The following is a 22536-nucleotide window of genomic DNA, read 5'->3' as shown; positions in this document are numbered from 1 at the left end:
TTTTATTGCTTTAGGTTATTGAATTTGGTGAAGCTCCAGGTAGCGCCGATCATAAAGAAACGACGGATGGTAGTATACCTGTTTTCCGTAAACAGGGTATTGTTCGCAGTTCTGGAGTATCCATTGTTTTGATTTAAAATGTCGTTACAGGAAACTTTAATGGTGAGCTGATCATTTTTTAGCATATTGTACCCAAGCCAGGCGTTCCAGATAAACCGGTTAAAGTTTTGGCCGAAGGTCTGGGTCTTTTGTTGCCAGAAATAGTTCCCGTCTGTATGAAGCTCCAGCTTTTTGAGAAAATAAACAGCAGCCGATGGATACAGGTTGTAAGAGAAATAGTTGTTCCTGATCTCAGGCTGAAGGGATGACCTGTTGAGGGTGTAGCCACCAGTTGCATATAAACCTACTCCATATTTTTTTGTCTTTTCTTTCCCTGAGTATAAGGAAAGCGAATAGGTGGAATAGTTGAGTTTGTTTAAGGCACTGTTCATTTTGCTGTACATGGTGCCTCCGTTGGTAGTGAGGCCCCAATTGAAGTTCCACCCTTTGATCTGCCGGCCATAATAAATATTGGCAGAATAGCTGCGGTTATTTTTTTCGGTTAAATTTTCATATTGATAGGTATAGGCGCCCGATGATAGATCGAGTACCGAGGCAATAATGATGGGACGGCTGGTGATGCCGGCATTTACATTGGCGCCCATATAAGTTTGCCCCATGTTTTTTAACTGGTAATAATTGGAATTAATGGAATGGGTAAAACTGCTGTTTAGATCCGTATTTGGCAAATAGGTGACCAGCTGGCTGTTGTTGTAGCGATAAGGAAGCAGTTGCGTTTTGTCAGGGTTGGTATTGTTTCCGGTATATTCAAAATAATAGCCTTTCAGCTGGTTGGGGTTGTAACGCAGGCTGGCCGTTGGGTTCCAGTTTACAAAGTTTCGTTTTAGTGCTACGGGCTGATAAAAGTTATCAATGTCTAAATTGGTAAAACGAATATTATTATTTGCCTTAATGATAAGCTTACGATGTGTGTAGTTTATGCCCGCACCGGCCTGATTGCTCCATTCTATCGAATTTAATTTTGTGCTGAATAGTGAGTCCACCTTTGTTTGCCCCGCTCCGGTTGCCAGGTTGTACGACCTTCTGTCTTCGTCACTTTCGTTATTTCCGAGTTTATAGTTAAACAGGAGTGACAGTTTTGGGGACAGCGGTTCTGTGTAATTGATCGTCAGATTGTTGCCGCGCCAGCTGTTGTTCATCTGGCGGTGCAGATTCAACCCCCCACTGCTATCCTGAACATTGCTGGTATTGTAAAACCGGGTTTCGGAGCGGCTAAAGCCATCGGCCTGGTCATCACTAAAACTATTGTTGAAGTAAAAGGAAAGGGTTCGTCCATATTTTTTTAACTTCTTTTCCCAGGAGAGGTTGATATTGGATGATTTTATGTTGTAATCGCTATTGGCAGCACTTTCTGTAGCATTGATGCGGCTATTGTCTGCCCGTCTGCTTTCTGATGATGCGGACGATGCATTTTTTGAATCGCCTGTGTAACCGTCTGCATAAACGGTAACGGTGGAGGTGGTATCAAATTTATGAATGTATTTGGCATTAGCCCGGTGGTTTTCATTGCTGCTCTGGAAATGGCTGTTGGATTCGCTCCGGATGAAGCCGGAGGGGAGGTTGTTTTGTGAAATGGTGGACTCATCGCCTTCCACATTCATAAAATTGTATTTATAGTTTCCGTTAACCGACTCTTTATCCTGGTTCCATTTTTTATCATAGTGTGCCCCCCCGGATAAGGCCCTGGGAAGGCCCTTGCCATCATAGTTGCTACTGCTTCTGTCATCGTCACCGAGCTTTTGCTTGTCTGCAGAACCCAGGCCAACGCGGCCAATATCACTGGTGGTCCCGTAAACGGACATTTTTCTTTTGCCTTTGAAGGCGTTTACCATTCCCTGTACATTATAATGCTGGTCTGTACCTCCGCCCGCCTCTATCTTGCCGAAAATACCGTGGTTCTTATCTTCTTTTATTTTCAGGTTAATGGTTTTGTCCTTGATGCCGTCATCGATACCGGTAAAGGCGGCGGCGTCTGATTTTTTATCGTATACCTGCACTTTGTCGATCATATCGGCCCTCAGGTTCCGGGTAACGAGCGTGGGGTCATCTCCAAAAAATTCCTCACCGTCTACCAGTACTTTCTTTACTTTCTGCCCCTGGGCAGTGATATTACCGTATTGGTCTACCTGTAGCCCCGGTAATTGTTTTAAAAGATCTTCAACAGTAGCATTGGGCTGCACCTTAAAGCTGTCTGCCGTATATTCGGTAGTGTCTCCCTTTATTTTTATAGCACTGGCCCTGGATTTTACCAGTACTTCCTGGAGCAGTTTTTCCTTAAGGATCATGTTGACCCGGTCCATGCTAAACAGGTTGTTCTTTGCATTTTGCATCGAAACCCGGTGTGCATAATTGGCGTATTTGGGATAACTAAAGAATAATACATATTGGGCAGTGTCGTTCATGTTCTGAAAACTGAAGCGGCCCTCCTTATCGGCCCTGGTGTCGGCCACAATAAAGGAGTCTTTGGCCTGGAGCAATACAATAGAAGCGTTGCTAAGCCGTACATTAGCACTACTGTCCATTACAATGCCGGTGATGGTGGTCTTTTGGCCATAGGCGCCATTCATAAGGAAAAGGGTCAGCAGTACAGATCCCAGGTATTTTTTAAGCATTTGACGGTCAATTTAATTTAAGCTATCTTATAGGTCGTATAAGGTTTAAAAAAGTTACAGTAAATTCAGTTTTTTTTCAGCTTGCTTCTTTTGCATATTCAAGAATGTCGCCCGGCTGGCAATCCAGCGCCTTGCAAATGGCCTCCAGGGTTTCGATACGGATGGCTTTGGCCTTTCCGTTTTTCAATATTGAAAGATTCGACAGGGTGATGCCTACTTTTTCACTCAATTCATTGAGGGACATTTTGCGCCGTGCCATCATGACGTCTAAATTGATAATTATCGGCATTATTATGCGATTGTATTGTTGATGATAAAACGGTGGGTATCAATGCTAAATAGTCAATTGCTGTTCTTCCTTCAACTGTACACCACGGGCGTATACAAAGGCGATCACAAAGATGATCAGACCGGTGATGAGATCATCGCCAAAATCTATTTCGGGCCGGAAACGCATAGCCGGAAATTCCTGATTGAGAAACGTGCGCATTACAAAATAATCAATAAGGCCAAGCAGATCACTGCCTATATATAGAAATGCAAGAAACCGGAGATAACGGGTGATTTTTGCATGAAAGGGGCTGGTATTGTTGATCGTATCCAGGACGCGCAACAGCAGCCAGAGTACGGAAAGGCTGATTAAAAAAAACAGGACCCTGGTGAAAATGAGATAGTAGCCTGCGGGAGTGTTAGGGTTGGGCTGAAAAAGATAGCTGCTCGCTTGTCGATAGCTGCCTGTTTGTTGTTGGTTGATGATTTCCTTGCTCGCTACCGATGAATTGAACGAACGCACTGCTATCGCATTTGAGGGGTTGATCTCTTTATTAATATTGACTCCGGATAGTTTCATAACGGACATGATAATATAAAGGACAATAAACAGTGATAGCAGATAAAAGCTGATATGGACGATGATCCTTAAAATCTTAATAGCTGATTGTAACTTCATTTTTAGCAATTTTAGTTTGTTGATGTTATACCGTAAGATCATTTTCCCGCTGCAGTTTATAGCCCTTGTTAAACGCCTTGTATAGCAAAAAGCAAATGAGCGGAATTCCAAAATATTTGATCTGGTCGTAAAATAATTCTGTCTTAAATACTACGTATTCATTAAAATAGTTATGGAAAATGAATTTGTAGAAATAATTAAGTGCCAGGAAAGAAAGCGGCACGAAGAAGGAAACGAATGCCATCATTTTTAGTCTGCGAATGTTTTTTTCTGTGAAGACCACGCCCCTTGCAACCGATAAAAGAAACTTTATGACACCTTCAATTACAAACAGGTAGGTCAGGGATATATATATTACAGCAAAAATGATAAATGAAATCCTGATTGCTTTGTACTGAGACCCGTTAACCGGAATGAGTATCTGTTTATGTTTTGGGTCATATTTGAATGAGACTTCCCTGCTTTTCCGGGTGCCCTGCTTGTTTTGCGAATAATCGAATGCATTGACGTATGCCTGTTTGTTGCTAACGTAGTACATCACTGTGCCATGCCTGCTATCTGCATCGGCCAGGTCCCAATAGGGAAGCGCAAAAAAATGATCCTCATCTTTGTTGATGTTTTCATATCCCCTGGAACCGATGATCTCTGCATCGGTGTAAAAGGATCCCCTGACTGCCTGACCAAAAGGAGTTCCCATGTCTCTGTGGAACTTACCGTTTCTTAATTCAGCAGCACGGTCAAGACTGTCTTGTTGCTGCCGACACCGGTCGCAACTTGTTGGTGTCGCCTGAACGGGAACCCTATTGGAACGCTCCGATATTGCAGTATCTGATATTGCAGATTTTCCAGCGGTATGGCTGATGAGTCCGGCGGGAACGAGCATATACAATGCTGCGGAGCTGATTATAACTACTAATAAGATATTGATTATAGCATCGGTCGTCATTTTTTTCATCGCCAGAAGTTTAAGCAAAACTATCTTCTGTTTATCATATTTCAAAATAAATTTATTGATTTACAATAAATTTATTTTGTTTATCGAAAAAGTGAAAATGCAAAAGCTTTGTATTCAATATATTGTTGAATTGGAACTACTGTTTAAAAATGGCGGCGCGGATGGCATATTGATGCGAAGCTTGATTACTATAGACTGCAGCAGCTACTGATCGATGACCCCCAGTTTTTTCATCAGGTAGGATGCGCTGAGCTTGGTGCAAACGCCGTCCTTTAATTTATAATCAAAGATCAGTTCATCATTGACGATCTCGGATTCAAAGGCCTTATTTGAAATATAATCCGGGTAATCCTGTATCAGATCCGCCACTACCACATCATGCGTGGCAATGATGCCGAATGTATCAAAGCCCACCATTTTTTGGATTAAGCCAATCGTTCCGTTTCGCTTATCATTACTGTTGGTACCCCGGAGGATCTCATCCAGGATCACAAAAGTGTTGTTCCCTTTTTGGAGGTGTTGTACAATGGTCTGAAGGCGTTTTAATTCTGCATAGAAGAATGATTCACTTTCCTGGAGGGAATCCGTAATCCGCATGCTTACATATACATCAAACGGGAAAAACACGAAACGGGATGCAGTTACCGGGGCGCCGGAACGGGCCAGCACAAGATTCATACCCACGGTGCGCAAAAAAGTGCTCTTGCCGCTCATGTTGGAGCCGGTAAGGATAACAAATTTCTGCTGCTGGAAGCTTACGTCATTGCAGATCCTTTTTCCGGGGCGGATGAGGGGGTGACCGAGGTCTGTAGCTGACAGGGTGGGCTTTGCACTTATTTCAGGGAAACAGTTGCCGGGGTTGTTGAACGAAAAATTGCCCAGGCTGCTCAATGCTTCGAACTGCCCGATCACCTCAAGCCAACCGGCAATATGTGCTCCGTGCTTTTTTTTCCATATACCCAGCCGGTAAAGGATGTGTACATGAAACAGCAATAACCCGTTCAGCAGGATACTTACAACCAGGTTTACAATGGATTCCAGATACTCAAACAACGATGCCAGTTGATGCAATTGCCGGGATGCGGCCGGTACATCCTGCTTCAATTGCTGCTGATAAGTCCGCAGGAGGGGCGTATTAAATGACTGATCTTCGATCCGCTGCAGCTGGTCTTTATACGCAACCAGTATTTTATTTACGGAGGTAGAGACCGTTAGCTGAGCCGCAATTTTTTTTCCGAATGAGAAGGCAATAAAAAGGTTCAATACAAAACTGAGATAAATGATCCGGAACGCTTCATTGCTGTCTGAAATAAACATGTAATATAGCAAACTGCCAATCGTGACCAATGGAAACAGCATCAGGAACAGGTACAAAGGTTTGCTGATTCCGGTCTTGGAAGAGCTTACCCAGGTCATGAGCTGGTTCAACTCTTTCTCCCTGTTTTCCTGCAGGCTGCCGCTGGCGTACAGCTGCTGTCGAAAATCGTTCATGGCGGCTAGTTCTTTTATTGCTTCCTGCCGCTGAATGATGGTTGCTGTATCGGGGTTTAGCAGCAGGCGGGCCAGTTCTTCACGCCCAAAAGAAGTACTGCAACGGTTCAGGTGTGCATAAAGCCCGCCTTCGCCAAACAGGTCCAGGTCATAGGAGTAAGGATGATGCGGATCTTCATAACCCTTTCCGTTTGGATAGGGCGATTGATTGGTATTGAGGAACGCTATTTCATCCGTATTGTATTTTGCCAGGGCTTTATAGTAGGCTGTTTTTTGCAGCAGGCGATCATACCATTTTACAACTATTATAAACGCGATAAAAAAGAATACAGCAGTTGCAATGGTAGCGGCAGCCCCGGTTTGGGTAGCGCGGTAAAGGAGGTAGATGAAAACGGCAAAGAACAAAAGCCGGGAAAAACTGAGCCACCCCAGCTTTTGCTGCAATAGGCCTGCATTTTTAGAAAACCGCTCTGCCCGTTCTTTATAAATTGTAGTATCCATAGAACGGTAAAAGTAAAGAAGATGAGCCAATGATGTGCGGAAACAGCCAATCCGGATTTATACAGAGCAAAATCGACGCATACTTTATTCGAATATGTCGCTCACTTTGAATTTCAGATCAGGGAATAGAGCGGAGCTTATTTCGTTGTCTTCCGTAAAAGGTTTAAGGCCAACATACTTCCCTTCTTTTAAGAGGTAAACAAGAACCACTTTATCCTGCGGTTCTACGAGCCAGTATTCTTTTACACCGCTTTCCTCATAAAGATCAAATTTTATCCCCATCTCTTTTTGCGTGTTGCCCGGAGAAAGGATCTCTATTACAAGGTCTGGAGCGCCTATGCAACCCCGGTCATCGATTTTTTCAGCATCGCAGATGATACAGATATCGGGCTGTACTACGGTAAAAACGAGTTCATCCCGCTTCCGATTCTTAGTGTCTGGCAGGCGCACATCAAAAGGTGCTGTGAAAACTTTACAGGTTTTTCCTTTAAAGTAGTTCCCGATTTGAAGAGTGAGCGTTAAGGATATTGACTGGTGCTTCATACCCGGTGCCGGGCTCATTTTATGGATCCAGCCCCTTAGAAGCTCCACTCTTTCCTGGAATTTCCATCGGAAATAATCGGCATAGGAATACCGTTGTGACGTATCAAGCTGATCCAGGGAGGTGATGGCTCCATAAGGAACAAAGGGCTCTTCTGCTTTATTTTCGGAGTCCATTAAAAGCACTATGGTTGCTGTAAAGATACCCCTTTTAATTCACCGGGCATTTTTCGTGGTAGTTGATCAGTTCAATGGGGGTGGCTTCGATTTCGAGGGCGGAATATTTTTCAATAATTTCATCCAGTACTTCACGAATGGCGGATTCTTCCGTAAGCCGTACCAGCTTGCTCCGGTATTCTTTAATATTGGGCAATCCCTTCAGGTAATTGGCGTAATGACGGCGCATTTCGTTGATACCAACGATGGGGCCCTTCCATTCTACACTTTTTTGTAAATGTTTGCGTACTACATTTACCCGTTCTGCTACCGTAGGAGGCGCCAGTACGCTTCCTGTTTGTACAAAATGTTTTATTTCGCGGAAGATCCAGGGGTAACCAATGGCGGCCCGGCCGATCATGATACCGTCTACACCATAGCGGTTCTTGTATTCCAGTGCTTTTTGCGGACTGTCAATATCGCCGTTACCAAAAATGGGGATATGAATGCGGGGATTGTTTTTTACTTTCCCGATCAGGGTCCAATCGGCTTCGCCTTTGTACATCTGGCAGCGGGTGCGGCCATGGATAGCCAGGGCTTTAATACCAACATCCTGCAGGCGTTCGGCTACTTCCTCAATATTGAGCATGCTATCATCCCAACCCAGGCGGGTTTTTACCGTTACTGGCAGAGAGGTGGATTTAACCACTGCATCGGTAAGCCGTACCATCAGGTCGATATCTTTGAGTACGCCGGCCCCGGCGCCTTTCAGTGCCACTTTTTTAACCGGGCAACCAAAATTAATGTCGAGCAGGTCCGGTTGGGTCACGTCCACAATTTTGGCGGCCATGGCCAGGCTATCTTCATCGCCCCCGAAGATCTGGATGCCGATGGGGCGTTCATAGTCAAAAATATCAAGCTTCCTGCGGCTTTTGATGGCATCACGGATCAATCCTTCGCTGCTGATAAATTCGGTGTACATGAGGTCGGCACCGTTGTCCTTGCATACGGCGCGAAAAGGGGGGTCGCTTACATCCTCCATGGGAGCCAGTAAAAGCGGAAAATCAGGGAGCGTTATGTTACCAATGTTTACCATTATTTCTGTTATCAGCTATTAGCCGGAGCTTTACGCGTTCAGCTTGCGGAAATCAACTATTTTTGAGCCCGCAAAGGTACGATTTATTTTTTTGATGATATTATGACGGATCTCTATAAGAAAGACATATCCTATACTGCTGGTTTTTTTATGCTGATCGCTTTTGGGGTTGGGGGTATGTTCCTGGCCGGAGCTATCGGAGGCGTAGCCTGGAACCTCATGACCGGGAAGGGGCTTGCTGAGCTGAACCTGGCCATTGGCAACCCGGCTTATTTAAGGGAAATGCAGGTGCTGCAGACGCTTCAGGCCGTTTTTGGTTTTTTATTACCTACTATCGTAACTGCTTCAATGTTAAGTCGAAAACCACTGAGTTTGGTGGGCTTTGACCAAAAAGCAGCGGGCTGGCAGATATTATTTGCTATTGCTATTATCCTGTGCGGCCTGGGGATAAGCTCCGGCCTTGGGTACTTGAGCTACCAGTTGCCATTGCCGGCCTCTGTTAAACTGCGGTTTGACCAATGGGAGAATGCTTATGCGGAGCAGGCTGCCGGGTTGGTCAACTTTAAAACTATACCCGATCTGCTGCTTTCCATTGTAGTGCTGGGGCTGATACCGGCCGTTTGTGAGGAAACGTTTTTCAGGGGCGGCCTGCAAAATTTTATGTACCGGGGCAATCGTAACCTGTGGCTGTCCGTAGTAGTGGTTAGCCTGATTTTTAGCGTGATCCATCTGTCAGGTTATGGGTTTCTTTCCCGGCTGGCCCTGGGTATTATCCTGGGCCTGATTTACCAATTGTCGGGCAATATCTGGTTGAACATCCTGGTGCATTTTATTAACAATGCCCTGGCAGTTATTGTTATGTACGCACAGGTACAATCGGGCAAATCGATGGCAGAAGCAATGACGGACAAGAGCGGCAGCTACCTGGGACTTATTGCTATTCCCCTGGTGGTGCTTCTTTTTATGCAAATGCAAAAGAAAATACAACAAACAAAGGTGGCTGATGGCATTTAATTGGAAAACCTTCTGGACAAGGGCTTTTACGGCCCTCATCTTTGTGGCGGTCATGATGGCCGGGCTGCTTTATAATGAATGGAGTTTCCTGCTGTTGGTGAGCATTATCCATTTTGGCTGCTGGTGGGAGTACCTGAAACTGGTTGAAAAAATTTTCAGGACCAACTTGCATTCCTATTTGAAACTGGGGTTTTGCTTAACCGGTTATCATTTACTGCTGTTTTGCTGCGGAACGCTGCAAGTGTCTGGCTATAACCTGGCTTCCAGTTTCTCTTTGCCCTTTCTGCTTGCCGGGTTGGTGCTTCTGACAGCTGGAATTTTTCAACAACGCATCCATTTAAAAGCGTTGGGGGCTGCAGCAGCAGGTTTGGTCTATATTTCCCTGAGCTGGGCACTATTGCTCCGGCTACGTTATACTGCTGATATAGCTATTATGAAGGATGGGGCTGAGCAGGCGGTTTCGGGGTTTTTTATTCCCATTTTGCTGATCATGGCCATCTGGATCAATGACACCTGTGCCTACCTTGTGGGGTCCATGATCGGGAAAACGCCGTTTTCCAAAATATCGCCCAAAAAGACGATGGAGGGCACTATTGGCGGTATGCTGCTTTGTGTAGCGGCTATTACTTTAATATTGCAGTACTGGTTTCAATGGCAGCCACTGCTTGGAATTTCGCTGATTGCAGCCATTACGGGTACGGCTGGCGACCTGCTGGAGTCCAAGCTCAAACGCATGGCAGGAGTAAAGGATAGCGGCAGCATTATGCCGGGGCATGGGGGATTTATGGACCGGTTTGATTCCCTGCTGGTGGCGATTCCTTTTGTGTGGCTTTTTTTGGTATTTTTTTAGATCCGCGCCCGGTTCTTCAACTCAAGGTACTTATTGATCGTATTAACAGTAAGCTGTTGGGGTGTACTTAGAATGCCAAGGATACCGTTTTGCTGCAGTTCTTTAATCATCTGTCGTTTTTCAAAGGCGAATTTTTCAGCAATGGTCTTTATATATACTTCTTCGAGGTTGGTAGCGGAGGATTCCGTTAACCCTCTGATGGCTGTATTTTCAAAGAGCACTACGAGTAACAGGTGATAGTGGGCCATTTTTTTGAGGGCAGGCATCTCCCGCTGCAGGCTTTCCATCGATTCAAAATTGGTGAACAGCACCAAAAGGCTGCGGTTGTTGATCTTATTCCGGACCACCGTATACAGTTTTTCATAGTCGGCCTCCAGGAAGCGGGTCTCCTGTTTGTAAAGGGTTTCCATGACCCGGCTCATTTGTCCGGGACGTTTGTCTGCGGGAACAAAGCTATCCTGGTTTTCAGCAAAGGTGATCAGGCCGGCCTTATCCTGTTTTACAAGGGAGATATTGGACAGCACCAGCGAGGCGTTAATGGCATAGTCCAGCAGGGTCATGCCTTCAAAGGGCATTTTCATAACGCGGCCCTTGTTGATGATGCAGTATACCTGTTGGCTGCGTTCATCAGTATAGTTGTTAACCATGAGACTGCCCTTGCGACCCGTAGCTTTCCAGTTGATGGTACGGTAGTCATCGCCCCGTACATATTCTTTGATATGCTCAAACTCCATGCTATGGCCCAGCCGGGGCGATCGTTTCACCCCTGCGTCTTGCAGCCGGTTGCTGATAGCCAGCAATTGGAAACGGCGCATTTGGACATAGGAGGGATATACCCGGGTAGTTTTTTGTGCAGGGATGGTATATTTTCTTATCACAAAACCCAATGGTGCGGTTACCAATACATGGATATCGTAGAATATATACTCCCCCCGGGTAAGCGGTTTTACCGTGTATGGTATGTCGGTACCCTGGTTTCCGGCCAGGGATGCTTTCCTGATCCAGTTTCGTTCCTGGAACTGTGCCGGAAGCTCGTCTATTACCGAAAAGTTCACCGGGTAGGAGTAGTTGTTAAACAGGTGGAGGATAATCCTGTTATCATCACCGATGCTCAAACGGTCGGGTAACGTTCGCGTGGCAACGATTCCGGTTTTTTTCAGGTAAACCAGCATCGCATCAGCCAGTATGGTTATGACCAGGAGCGCAAGTAGGAGTGCGGCCAGGGCATAGAGCACGGGGTGAAAATAACTGGTAATAAACAGCAGGGCGATGGCGCCGCCGATATAATAAACGATTTTATTGAGATAAAAGGATTGCAAGGATACAGTGATATTTGGGATTCGAGATATGAGGCCAGCGCTTTCAGTGTTAAGCCTTCAGCATATTACCTTGGAATTTCCAGCCCGTTGATGATCTGTTTGATGACTTCGTTCTCCGTAATACCCTCCATTTCTTTTTCGGGAGACAGGATGATCCGATGTCGCAGCACCGGCGCTGCCACCATTAGTATATCATCCGGTGTAACAAAATCTCTTCCGGATATAGCGGCCATGGCCTTGGCTGCGTTCATGATGGAAAGGGAGGCCCGGGGTGAAGCGCCCAGATAAACGGCTTTATGGTTCCGGGTTTGATGAATAAGCTTTGCAATGAAGCCCAGCAATTTTTCTTCAATGATAATTTCCTTTACCTGTTGCCGGAGCTGGTTGATCTGCGTTGCCGTTAATGTCTGCCGGATCAAATCAAGTGCCGGCTGATTGCCAAGCTGGTGAAACCGGCTGAGGATCCGGAGTTCTTCCTCTTCCGTTGGGTATGGAACTTCGATTTTAAAAAGAAAGCGGTCGAGTTGGGCCTCCGGCAACCGATAGGTTCCTTCCTGTTCAATGGGGTTTTGAGTGGCGATTACCATAAAGGGCGCATCCATGGTATACGTTTTGCCATCTACAGAAATCTGCCGCTCTTCCATTACCTCCAATAAAGCGGCCTGCGTTTTGGCCGGAGCACGGTTGATTTCATCCACCAGGATAATATTTCCGAATACCGGCCCCTTCTTAAACTCAAAACGGGCGTCTGCGGGGTTGAATACGGGAGTGCCAATCACATCGGATGGCATTAAGTCCGGGGTAAACTGGATGCGTGAAAAAACGGCATTTACAGCGCGTGCCACCAATTTTGCCGTAAGTGTTTTGGCAACTCCGGGCACACCCTGTATCAGTACATGACCGTCGGCCAATAATGCCGTAATGATCAGCCGGACCATTTCATCCTGGCCAATAATGATCTTTTTTATTTCACCGGTGATCTTCATTACCGCCTCATTCAGCTCGCTGAGGTTGACGCGATTCTCAAAAATGGATTCTTCCATGTATCTTGTTTTTAAATGCTGTTATAAAATTTTTCAATATTTGTCTGTAAAAAAATCAGATCGGTATCAGCGATGACGCCCTCGTTCTGAACTTTTTTTACCTGGTAAACAATTGCGGATACCAGACCGGTATCTGCCCCGCTTTTATCACTTACTTCTTTGATAAATGCTTCGTTCAGCTCTTTTGAAAAGATATGGTACTTGCTCCGCAGATGTTCCATAAAATAAGCGCTCATTTTATGGGCAAGATTAGCATTGTCTTTTTTTTCATAATAGAGCAGTCCCATTGTTTTTACAAAATCGAGGGTGTCGTTTTGGGGCGGAGCGATGTGGGGAATATAACGCTGACGCCGCCGCATTTCGAGTAAGGTGAAAATCAGCAACAACAGGAGCGCCAGCAGGATGCCGCTGCGGAAGGCCTTTTGCCCCATGATAGCCCTGAACCAACCGTTACTTTCATTATTATCGGATCGTCTTTTGCGGTAATGCTCATCCCAAATGATCGTGCGGGTTCCGGCGGGTATTAATGAAAATACCTGGTTAAAATATGCCATATTGTCCCGGTAAAGCAAAAAATAGTTGCTGAAACTTAAAGGAGAAAGATGGATAAACAGGGAGCCTTTGCCTTTTTTGAGCTGGATAAAGTTAGCCCGCCCTTCGCTTCCCCGGCCCAGGATGCGGGTGGTACTCCGGTCGGTACTTACAAAATAACCTTCAAGCGCTACGCCGGGATAGCTGGTGTTATAGGCTTTGGGTAAGGGAAGGGAATCCAGTTCCAGTTGCATGGTATCCGGACCGTAGTCCGCAAAGGGATAGGACTGCAGCGGTGGAATGCCGGCTCTTACATTAATAAAGCGCTCCAGTTCTTTGCCCGGCTTAAGACAGCTGATAAATACATTATTGCCCTTGTTGATGAAGTCCATCAGCTCTGCCAGTTCATACTCATAAAAGGTTGCCTGGGGCGCAATGCTGATAAAGAGCTGGCCATCGTTGTACTGCGATAACAGGGTATCGTCTGCTATACTCCGGGTATTTGTCAGAAACCGGGCATTGGAAAAAAAACGCTTTAACCCGTTATAAGCCACATAGGTGCCATAGGGGTTTTTGTCTTCTTTTTTGAGCGAAACAAAAGTGCTTACTTTTTTTGAACCGCTGTTATCCTCATTTTTCAGGAAGAAAAACACCAGCAGGATAATCAGCAACAGCCCCAGGAGATATGGAAGGTATTTTTTCAAAATGACCGTTATAATTTTTGCTTGAGTTGCTGGAAGGTGCTGTTTATTTTCTGGTACGCATTTTCTGAAATATCAAATAACCCGTACCAACTGTACTCATAATGGCGTGTTGCAGCAAAAAAATCGTCATAGTAATAGCAGGAACGCATTTGTGACAGGTACTCGAAATTTGTTTTGTCGGGTACAAAGTGGATGAGTTCTTTTTCGGACAATTTTTTTAACAACTCCAGGTATTGAAGGCGGATGGCCAGCCGGTAGTTTTTTTGTTGTAGTGCCTGACGGATAGATGTAGCATAATCGATGGAAAAAATATCCTGACGTTCTTCCGTTGCGGAAGCAGGCGCTATTGACTTGCTTTTTGTTTTGAGCAGGATAAAATTGTTGCTTGTGAGGTACCATACCAGCAGGATTATGAAAACAGCGATGGCAATATAGGGGAGTGCAGATAGTAAACCGGATAACAGGCGAAAGGATCTGCTTTGGCCATCGGTGGATGCCGGTGTTGTTTCGGATGCATGCTTAAGTCCTTTTTTTACATAGCTGAAGTCGCCGTCTTTCCGGAGACGGTTTACGAAACTGTCAGGTAGCGTACGAACTGTTATGCGCTCCTGTTCAAAACTCTCAACAGGGCTAAAAGAGCGGGTGGTTCTTTCCGGTGTCTCTACGACTTCATCATAAATGATTGATGTGTCTGACGCCGGTACCGCAATGGAGTCGGCAACCTGTCCAAAACCGGTAATGGTGATCAGCAGCAGACAAATGCTGCAGCGGAGCCGCAATATAGAACGTAACCGGCTATGCATGATCCGTTGCGCCCTCCTTTATAATGCTACGGTCCTTCCGGGCCAGCTGAATGGGATAAATAATAAAGTACCAGATCACAAAGAGTACGGACGCGGTAGTCAGCAGTGTGGTAAACCAGGACATATTGTTGTACAGCCTGGTAAAAAGCCCTTCAAAAAAAGCGGCAATAATAAAGGCCGGTAAAATACCGATCATAATTTTTACACCATCCCTGGCACCGTCCCTAAATGCTTCCATACGTTTTCTTGTACCAGGAAACAGGAAACTTTTTCCCAAAATAAAGCCGGCGGCCCCTGCCAGGATGATGGCGGTTATCTCGAGCGTGCCGTGTACGAAAACGACCATCCAGAATTGAAGGCCAAAACCCTTTGAAGCAAAAAGCTGATCAAAAACACCTACCATTGCACCCGTTTCCGCCAATTTATACATGGTAGGGATACCGCAAAAAATCCCGGAAACGAAGAACAGGAAGGCTACCCGTATATTATTGATCATGATCCCCAGCCAACTCAACACCGGGTTGCCGGTTTCATAAATGCCAAAGGGGTTGCCTTCTGCAATATTGTCCATCGTTTTTTGTACATAGTTATCGCCAAAAAAATTATTCGCGATCTCATGGTCTCTGGCTGCAATGAAAAAGGCCAGTAGGAAAAATGTAATAAACAGGATAAGAGCAAATAAAACGGTTTTGTGATGCTTCCTGATGACCAGCGGCAGCTCATACTTCCAGAAATAGGCCAGCCGGCCCGAATCTTCTTTCCGGTTCTGATAAATGCTGAGGTACATATCTGATGCCTGTTTATTGAGGTATGCCGTAGTTTTGCCGGTGGGATAAAAGGTTTTAGCATAGGCGAGGTCATCCACTAACTGTGTAAAGGAACGGGCCATTTCATCCGGGGATGTGGAGGGCTCCTGTTGGTTTTTCAGCCAGCGGTCTTTGTTTTTCTTAATGAAAAGTGCTTCTCTCAAGCAAATTGATTTTTGGCCAAAATACAATTTTTATTTAAAAACTTCAATACTGATGGCTAAATATCGTGCTCCGGATTGCGATTTTAGCCGTATTTTGCCCTGTAAAACAGATGCCTGATGCCTGTAATCAGTATACCTACTTCATTTAATATTGATGTGGCTTTTGAAGTGCCCAGCTTTGGAAGGCGTATGGCTTCCCTGCTCATTGATATGGCTGTAGAGGTCTGTTACCTGATCAGCGTCAGCTGGCTGGGGGCCAGGTTGTTTAGTGATGCATTTAGCTGGGATGAGGACGGACGCCATAATTTGTGGGCCGCACAGTTGCTGATGATTGCCCCTGTCTTTTTGTATCATATCATCATGGAAATAACGACCAATGGGCAAAGCGTAGGCAAAAAGATTATGCACCTGCGTGTGGTGAGCCATAACGGGGGAAAGGCCAGCGTGAGCCAGTTCCTGATACGCTGGCTGCTGCGCGTTTCGGATCTTTGGATCGTGATTCTTCTGATATTACTGTTGAGTATGGGCGGCGGCACCAATCTGCAAACTCTTTTTATGTTTATCCTGGGCCTGGGTTTCCTGGTTACCGATATTGTGTTGGTAGCATCCTCGAAAAGGGCACAGCGCATCGGGGATCTGCTGGCGCATACTATCCTGATCCGGACTAACCGGTATGAAGACCTGTCGGATACGATCTTCCGGGAAGTAAGGAGCGATTATGTCCCGGTTTTTCCGCAGGTGATGCAGATCTCCGACAGGGACCTGAATATTATTAAAAATCTGCTGGATAATGCCCGTAAAACCTATAAATATGAAGGGTTAAGGACTGCCGCGGACCGGGTAAAATCCTACCTGAAAATAGAAACCGACATGGAGCCGTATCAATTCCTCGACAAGTTGCTTGAAGACTATAACTATCTTTCTACAAATCAGCATGGGTTGACGAATTCCCGGTCGATGGATCAGGTTGAATAAGGGGGTGGTTTTCAAAAGAGTTTTATGGTAAAGGGGCAAAGCTCCTCCATGTTATATTATAATAGAAACGGGCAGCATCAGGGCTGCCCGTTTCCATTATCTGGTTGTTTGCTGCTTATTTCCAGCCGCCACCCAATGCTTTATATAACTGGATAATGGCACTGAGTTTGCCATATTTGGCATCTACATAATTGAGTTCTGCCTGCAATTTATTAGTCATAGCCGTGATTACATCCAGGTAATTGCCCATGCCATTGTTTACTAACTCTTGCGCGTATTGTGCTGCTGAATCATATTCCCCAAACTCCTGCTTTTTGAAGCCGATCAGCTTTTGCTGCGCATCGTAACTAAACAACGCATCGGAAACGTCTTTTGCGGCGTTTAAGATGGTTTTTTTATAGCTGTTGTAGGCAATCTGCTGGCTGGCCTGTGATACCTCATATTGCGTGCGGATCTGACGCTTGTTCAGCAATGGTTGCAGCAGCGATCCCGTTGCTGTGGCAAAAAGGGAGCTGACGCTGAAGAGCCGGTCAAAATCCACACTCTGCAATCCACCACTCGCGCTAAGGGTTAAAGAGGGATAAAAGCCCGCTTTTGCAGCATTGGTAAGGTGAAAGGCATTCATGTATCCAAACTCTGCTGCTTTTACATCGGGCCGGTTGGTGAGCAACTGAACCGGAACACCAATGGCGAGTGCGGTATTGATCTGCTGCTGATCCAGCGTATTTCGCCCGATGGGCTGAGGCGGAATGCTGAGCAGCATGCAAAAATAATTTTCCATCAGCTTGATGCTGTTATCAAGGCTTACAAGAATGCCTCTTGAATTTAATAACAGTGCTTCGCTTTGTTTTACTGCGACCTGTGTAAGACTGCCTGCATTTTTGAGCGCTCTTGTTGTTTCGAGGTTCTGCTCACGATAGCGGATCGTTTCTTCGGTGATCTTCTTCTGTTCATCCAGCGACATCAGCTGATAATAAGTATCCGCAATGGCGGCGATCAGATCCGATTTTACGGCCTGATGTGCGGCCTGCGATTTCAGGAAATTAGCAACGGCGGCGTCTTTATTGCTTTTTATTTTTCCCCAGATATCGGCCTCCCAGGATGCATTTCCGCTAATGCCATACTGGACCACATGGAGCCGGTCTTCACCGGAAAGCTTCCCCAGCGGCGTGTTTAGAGAGTTGGTTTGATACGCAACGGAGGGGCCTGCTGAAAGCGTTGGGAAAAAATTGGCTTTACCCTGTTTCATATAAGCCTCTGCAGCGGCCATTTGCTGGATGGCGGTGCGAATGTCGAGGTTTTGCTCCAACGCTTTATGAATGTAGCCGGTGAGCTTGTCATCTGTAAACAACTCCTTCCAGGAAACGTTGGCCATACTGGCACTGTCTGCAGGGAGCTGGTCCGTACGGTAGTAGCGGTCATCTACCAGGTCTTTGGGCCGTTGGTAAGGCTTTGCTGCAAAGCATCCTGTGAGCAGGATCATTGCCAGCAGTGATCCCGGTAAGACGCTGTATATTGTTTTATCAATTCTTGATTTCATATCTGTTTTTAGACGGTTATTCGGATAGTTTTTCTGCCTTATTGATCTTTATCGGGCTTATTTTTTCCTGGAGCCACTGGAAGATCACGAAGAGTACGGGAATCACCAGTAATCCGAGGATCGTACCGATCAGGAGCCCCGAGGCTGCACCCGTAGCAATGGATCGGTTTCCGATAGCCCCGATACCCGTTGCATATACCAGCGGCATCATACCTGCTATAAAGGCAAAGGAGGTCATCAGGATCGGCCGCAAACGGGCTTTAGCCGCATTGATGGCTGCCATCGGAATGCTTTCGCCTTTATGGCGGCGTTGTACAGCAAACTCCACAATAAGGATCGCATTTTTGGCAAGGAGTCCTACCAGCATGATCAGTGCGATCTGGAAATAAATATTATTTTCCAGTCCAAATAACCATTGCCCCAGGTAGGCGCCCATTACCCCCATTGGCAGGGAAATAACCACCGAAAGGGGAATGATATAGCTTTCGTATTGTGCGCTAAGAATAAAATAGACGAATATCAGGCTCAATGCAAAGATGATGAGTGTTTGCGAACCTGCATTGATCTCTTCCCTTGTCAAACCAGAGTAATCGATACCATAGCTGGTGGACAGGGTTGTTTGTGCCACTTCCTGTACTGCTTTAATGGCATCACCCGTACTGTAACCAGGATTGGTGGCACCGGTAAGGTCGGCGGAGGAGAACAGGTTGAAACGGGTAACCGATTGCGGTCCGTAAACGCGCTCGAGGGTCACAAACTGCGAAACGGGCGCCATTTCTCCGTTCCCTGTTTTAATAAAGAAGGAGTTCAGACTGTTGGCATCGGTTCTTGCTTCGGGCAGGGCTTGTACCATTACGCGGTATTGCTTACCATACTTGGTAAAGTCTGCAGCATAAACGCCCCCGATGTATCCCTGCATGGTGGATAAAAGGCTGCTCACTGATACCCCGGCTTCGCTTGCCTTGGGTACATTGATCACCATTTCATACTGGGGGTATTTTGTGTTAAAGGATGTTTGTGCAAACTGAATTTCGGGTCGTTTCATCAGTTCGCCGATAAAGCGCTGAGCGGTGCCATCGAGTTGGGCGATGGACTGGCCGCCTTTATTGAGCAGCGAAAGCTGGAAGCCGGCGCTGTTACCGAAACCGGGAACACTCGGCGGACTAAAGAAGATCATTCTTGAGTCCGGTATGGAAGCGCCAATACCAAACAACTTCTTGGTGATGTCATCCACGCTTTGCCCGTCTGTTGCGTTGCGGTCGCTAAACGGCGCCAGTTTCACAAATGCCAGACCGTAGTTGCTTCCCGAACCGGAAATCAGGCTTCGGCCCGTGCTAAAAGTAACCCCCTGTACACCGGGTATTTTTGAGGCCTTGGCGGTAAGCTCTTTCATGGCCTGGTAGGTACGATCCATGGTAGCGCTGGGCGGTAGTTCCACATTGGCAAAAATGATACCGCGGTCTTCTGCAGGCACAAAGCCGGTTGGCGTCTTTTTGCTGATGAAAAAGATCAGCCCCATGGAAGCTACAAGGATAATGAGTGTAACCCATTTATGACGGATCAGAAAAGTGAATGCTTTTCCGTAACGCTTGGTCATAGTCGTAAAGGCTACATTGAAACCCGAAAAAAAGCGCTGAAGAAAATTTTGTTTTTTATGTTCGTGATCTTCGGGATGCGGGCGCAGAATGAGGGCGCAGAGCGCCGGGCTGAGTGAAAGGGCATTTACCGCGGAGATGAGGATGGCTACGATCAGTGTAATTCCGAATTGTTTATAAAACACGCCGGTAGGCCCGCTGATAAACGTAACGGGAATGAACACCGCCGCCATTACCAGCGTAATGGAAATGATGGCCCCTGTTATTTCGTGCATCGCATCCATGGTTGCCTTTTTGGGATCCCGCTCTCCATGGTCCATTTTGGCATGGACGGCTTCTACCACTACGATGGCATCATCGACCACGATACCGATTGCCAGCACCAGGGCAAACAGGGTAAGGAGGTTGAGCGAAAATCCCATCAGGTTAAGAAAGAAGAACGTACCAACAATAGACACCGGAACCGCGATGGCCGGAATGAGGGTGGAACGGAAATCCTGGAGGAAAATGTATACCACGATGAACACCAGGATAAAAGCTTCTATCAATGTATGAATCACTTTTTCGATAGAGGCTTCAAGGAATTCATTGGTGTCATAGTTGATCACATAATTGATGCCCTGCGGCAGGGTCTTTGCCGTTTCTTCCAGGTACTTTTTGATATCGACAATGATCTGCTGGGCATTGGATCCGGGCGTTTGAAAAATGCCCATGCTGATACCCGGCTTCCCGGAACTTTCGCCCACACCAGCATAGGAAAGGGCGTCCAGTTTTATGGTGGCAATATCTTTCAGGCGGAGAAATGCTCCCTGCCCCAATGATTTGATGATGATGTCTTCGTACTGGCTTTGCTCATTGAATTTTCCCTTGTATTTGATTACGTATTCAAAAGCGCTGCCACTGTTTTGGCCAACGGAACCGGCGGCAGCTTCAAGGCTCTGGCTATTGATGGCGGCCGTTACATCGCTGGGCTGCACCCCGTATGATGCCAGCTTTTGAGGATCCAGCCAAATGCGCATGGAATACGACTTTCCACCAAATACGGTAGCATCGCCCACGCCATAGATCCGTTTAATACCGGGGATTACATTAATATCGAGATAGTTCTGCAGGAACACGTCATTAAGCTCCTTATTGGTGGTATAGAAGGTGAGGAACATCAGGGCGCTGGTTTGCTGTTTTTGCGTTACAACACCCGCGCGGGTTACCTCGGCCGGCAGTAATGGCGTAGCGCGAGCCACCCGGTTTTGCACGTTTACGGCCGCAATATCCGGATTAATACCCTGCTTGAAGAATACGTTAATGGTGGCACTCCCATCGTTACCTGCGGTGGAAGTGATATAATCCATTCCCTCTACTCCGTTTACCTGTTCTTCAATGGGGATGATTACACTTTTTTGTACGGTTTCGGCATTAGCGCCTGTATAGGTTGCCCTTATGTTTACCGTAGGCGGGGCAATATCAGGATACTGTGTTACGGGAAGGGAAATTATCCCCAGGATTCCCAGTAATACGAGTATTACAGAAATAACCGTAGACAGGATCGGTCGGTTGATGAATGTTTTAATCATGGTTTAAAAAACAGGTTTAATGGCGTTAGTAATACTGTCAAAATCTGCGGGGCGCGGAACTACCGCTGCACCATTCCTCAATCCGCCTACACCAGCAGCAATAATGGTGTCGCCTTTATTAACGCCGCCACCCAGCAGCGCCATATTATTGATGCGGTCCAGAACGCCTACTCCAACGGAGTTTACGGTGTCTTTGCTCAACTTATATACGTAAATGATGCCCTGCTGTTCAAAAGTAGCTGCCTCGGGAACGGCCAGTACATCGGTATATGTTTTTGGAATTTTAATGGTGCCGCTGTTTCCGTTGGCCAGCAGTCTTCCCTGGTTAGGGAACGATACCCGGAATAAGATGGTACCGGTACCTGGATCAATCTGGCCGGTAACGGCTTTAACCTTACCTTTTTGCCCGTATTCAGAGCCATTTGCCAGCTCCAGGGAAACGGGTGGAATATTGTTGAGTTTTTCCGCAACCGTAAGACCGGGTGTTTTTTCCAGGAAGTTCAGATACTCTTTTTCATTCATCGAAAAGTAAGCATAGATTTCACTTACATCCGAAACGGTGGTAAGCGGCGTGGGATCAGTTGGCCCTACCAGGCTGCCTACCCGCAGGGGAAGCTTGCCTACAATGCCGTCAATAGGGCTGCGGATAATGGAGTATTCCACGTTGGCAGCCGCACTCCGGTAGTTGGCCTGCGCCTGGCCGCGATTGGCTTTGGCCTGCTGGAGCTGACTTTGTGCCGAGCGCAGGTTGGCTTTTGCCGTTTCAAGCTGAACATTGCTGATAATGTTCTTTTCCACCAGCGGAGCCAGTTTGCTCACCTCTACCTGCGCTGCGTTTACGTTGGCTTCCGCTGCGCTGATGCTGGCATCTGCTGCACCCACACCACTCCTGGCTGCATCGGCGGTTTGCGAAAGCGTATTGGTCTCCAGGCGGAACAGCACCTGCCCTTTGCGCACCACCTGTCCTTCATCCACAAGTACGGCTTTGATGTATCCTGATATTTTTGCCCGTACATCATTGTTATTGCGGCCCTGGATACTTGCCGGGTAGGCGCTGTAACCAGTTACCGTCTTCACCGGCACGGCAATTACCGGGTAAGGTTTGGCGGCATTGGGGTTGGGGGCCTGCTTCTTTCCTCCGCAGGCGGCCAAAAGCATTAAGATGAGGGGGCCTGTTACAATACTGATCTTTGTATTCATA

Annotated in this window: 18 protein-coding genes; 3 read left to right on the top strand and 15 right to left on the bottom strand. The window is 46.5% G+C overall.

Annotation, left to right across the window (positions count from 1 at the left end):
* Window positions 1-2 precede the first annotated feature (2 nt).
* The 7 genes from GGU45_RS05035 to dusB form a co-directional block, all read right to left on the bottom strand.
* Window positions 3-2732 carry an outer membrane beta-barrel protein gene (locus GGU45_RS05035; RefSeq protein ID WP_435222592.1) on the bottom strand — a complete coding sequence of 910 codons (2730 nt, stop codon included), beginning with the start codon at window positions 2730-2732 and terminating at the stop codon, window positions 3-5.
* Between the two features lie 76 nt (window positions 2733-2808).
* Complete coding sequence (locus GGU45_RS05030) at window positions 2809-2994, bottom strand: helix-turn-helix domain-containing protein (RefSeq protein ID WP_435222591.1); 186 nt, start codon at window positions 2992-2994, stop codon at window positions 2809-2811.
* 72 nt (window positions 2995-3066) lie between these two features.
* Window positions 3067-3681, bottom strand: coding sequence for a DUF2975 domain-containing protein (locus GGU45_RS05025; protein WP_435222590.1), 615 nt, complete (start codon window positions 3679-3681; stop codon window positions 3067-3069).
* A 25-nt stretch (window positions 3682-3706) separates the two neighbouring features.
* Complete coding sequence (locus tag GGU45_RS05020; protein WP_435222588.1) at window positions 3707-4681, bottom strand: DUF2975 domain-containing protein; 975 nt, start codon at window positions 4679-4681, stop codon at window positions 3707-3709.
* 159 nt (window positions 4682-4840) lie between these two features.
* Window positions 4841-6628 carry a MutS-related protein gene (locus GGU45_RS05015; RefSeq protein WP_435222587.1) on the bottom strand — a complete coding sequence of 596 codons (1788 nt, stop codon included), beginning with the start codon at window positions 6626-6628 and terminating at the stop codon, window positions 4841-4843.
* An 84-nt stretch (window positions 6629-6712) separates the two neighbouring features.
* Complete coding sequence (locus GGU45_RS05010; protein ID WP_435222585.1) at window positions 6713-7345, bottom strand: Uma2 family endonuclease; 633 nt, start codon at window positions 7343-7345, stop codon at window positions 6713-6715.
* A gap of 34 nt (window positions 7346-7379) precedes the next feature.
* Complete coding sequence (gene dusB, locus GGU45_RS05005) at window positions 7380-8420, bottom strand: tRNA dihydrouridine synthase DusB (RefSeq protein WP_435222583.1); 1041 nt, start codon at window positions 8418-8420, stop codon at window positions 7380-7382.
* 102 nt (window positions 8421-8522) lie between these two features.
* Here dusB and GGU45_RS05000 point away from each other — a divergent pair, with 102 nt between their 5' ends.
* Window positions 8523-9434, top strand: a complete 912-nt coding sequence (locus GGU45_RS05000) for a CPBP family glutamic-type intramembrane protease (RefSeq protein ID WP_435222581.1) — start codon at window positions 8523-8525, stop codon at window positions 9432-9434.
* Window positions 9424-10284, top strand: coding sequence for a phosphatidate cytidylyltransferase (locus tag GGU45_RS04995; RefSeq protein WP_435222580.1), 861 nt, complete (start codon window positions 9424-9426; stop codon window positions 10282-10284). Before GGU45_RS05000 ends, GGU45_RS04995 begins: the two co-directional genes overlap by 11 nt.
* Here the strand turns inward: GGU45_RS04995 and GGU45_RS04990 are convergent.
* The 5 genes from GGU45_RS04990 to GGU45_RS04970 form a co-directional block, all read right to left on the bottom strand.
* The gene (locus GGU45_RS04990) at window positions 10281-11603 is read right to left on the bottom strand and encodes a DUF58 domain-containing protein (RefSeq protein ID WP_435222578.1); all 1323 of its coding nucleotides are present in this window, start codon (window positions 11601-11603) and stop codon (window positions 10281-10283) included. The two genes, GGU45_RS04995 and GGU45_RS04990, sit on opposite strands and share 4 nt — an antisense overlap.
* A 65-nt stretch (window positions 11604-11668) precedes the next feature.
* Window positions 11669-12646: an AAA family ATPase gene (locus GGU45_RS04985; RefSeq protein WP_435222576.1), complete on the bottom strand. Its 978-nt coding sequence runs from the start codon at window positions 12644-12646 to the stop codon at window positions 11669-11671.
* An 11-nt stretch (window positions 12647-12657) separates the two neighbouring features.
* Window positions 12658-13881 (bottom strand): DUF4350 domain-containing protein, encoded by a 1224-nt coding sequence (locus GGU45_RS04980; protein WP_435222574.1) that lies wholly within the window; start codon window positions 13879-13881, stop codon window positions 12658-12660.
* 8 nt (window positions 13882-13889) lie between these two features.
* Window positions 13890-14684, bottom strand: coding sequence for a hypothetical protein (locus GGU45_RS04975; protein WP_435222572.1), 795 nt, complete (start codon window positions 14682-14684; stop codon window positions 13890-13892).
* Window positions 14677-15654, bottom strand: a complete 978-nt coding sequence (locus tag GGU45_RS04970) for a stage II sporulation protein M (protein ID WP_435222570.1) — start codon at window positions 15652-15654, stop codon at window positions 14677-14679. Before GGU45_RS04970 ends, GGU45_RS04975 begins: the two co-directional genes overlap by 8 nt.
* Window positions 15655-15771: 117 nt before the next feature.
* Here GGU45_RS04970 and GGU45_RS04965 point away from each other — a divergent pair, with 117 nt between their 5' ends.
* Window positions 15772-16629, top strand: a complete 858-nt coding sequence (locus GGU45_RS04965) for an RDD family protein (RefSeq protein ID WP_435222568.1) — start codon at window positions 15772-15774, stop codon at window positions 16627-16629.
* Between the two features lie 115 nt (window positions 16630-16744).
* Here the strand turns inward: GGU45_RS04965 and GGU45_RS04960 are convergent, their stop codons facing one another.
* From GGU45_RS04960 to GGU45_RS04950, 3 genes are read right to left on the bottom strand one after another with little or no spacing between them, the layout of a single operon-like run.
* Window positions 16745-18169 carry an efflux transporter outer membrane subunit gene (locus tag GGU45_RS04960; protein ID WP_435222566.1) on the bottom strand — a complete coding sequence of 475 codons (1425 nt, stop codon included), beginning with the start codon at window positions 18167-18169 and terminating at the stop codon, window positions 16745-16747.
* 16 nt (window positions 18170-18185) lie between these two features.
* Complete coding sequence (locus GGU45_RS04955; RefSeq protein WP_435222564.1) at window positions 18186-21335, bottom strand: efflux RND transporter permease subunit; 3150 nt, start codon at window positions 21333-21335, stop codon at window positions 18186-18188.
* 3 nt (window positions 21336-21338) lie between these two features.
* A complete protein-coding gene (locus GGU45_RS04950) occupies window positions 21339-22535 on the bottom strand; it encodes an efflux RND transporter periplasmic adaptor subunit (RefSeq protein WP_435222562.1) in 1197 nt (398 codons plus the stop codon).
* Window position 22536: the final 1 nt, after the last annotated feature.

It is taken from the genome of Niabella hirudinis, assembly GCF_051201075.1.
Classification (GTDB): Bacteria; Bacteroidota; Bacteroidia; order Chitinophagales; family Chitinophagaceae; genus Niabella; species Niabella hirudinis.
The sequence above is the reverse complement of the archived record's forward strand: the minus strand, read 5'-3'. Positions and strand labels throughout refer to the sequence as shown.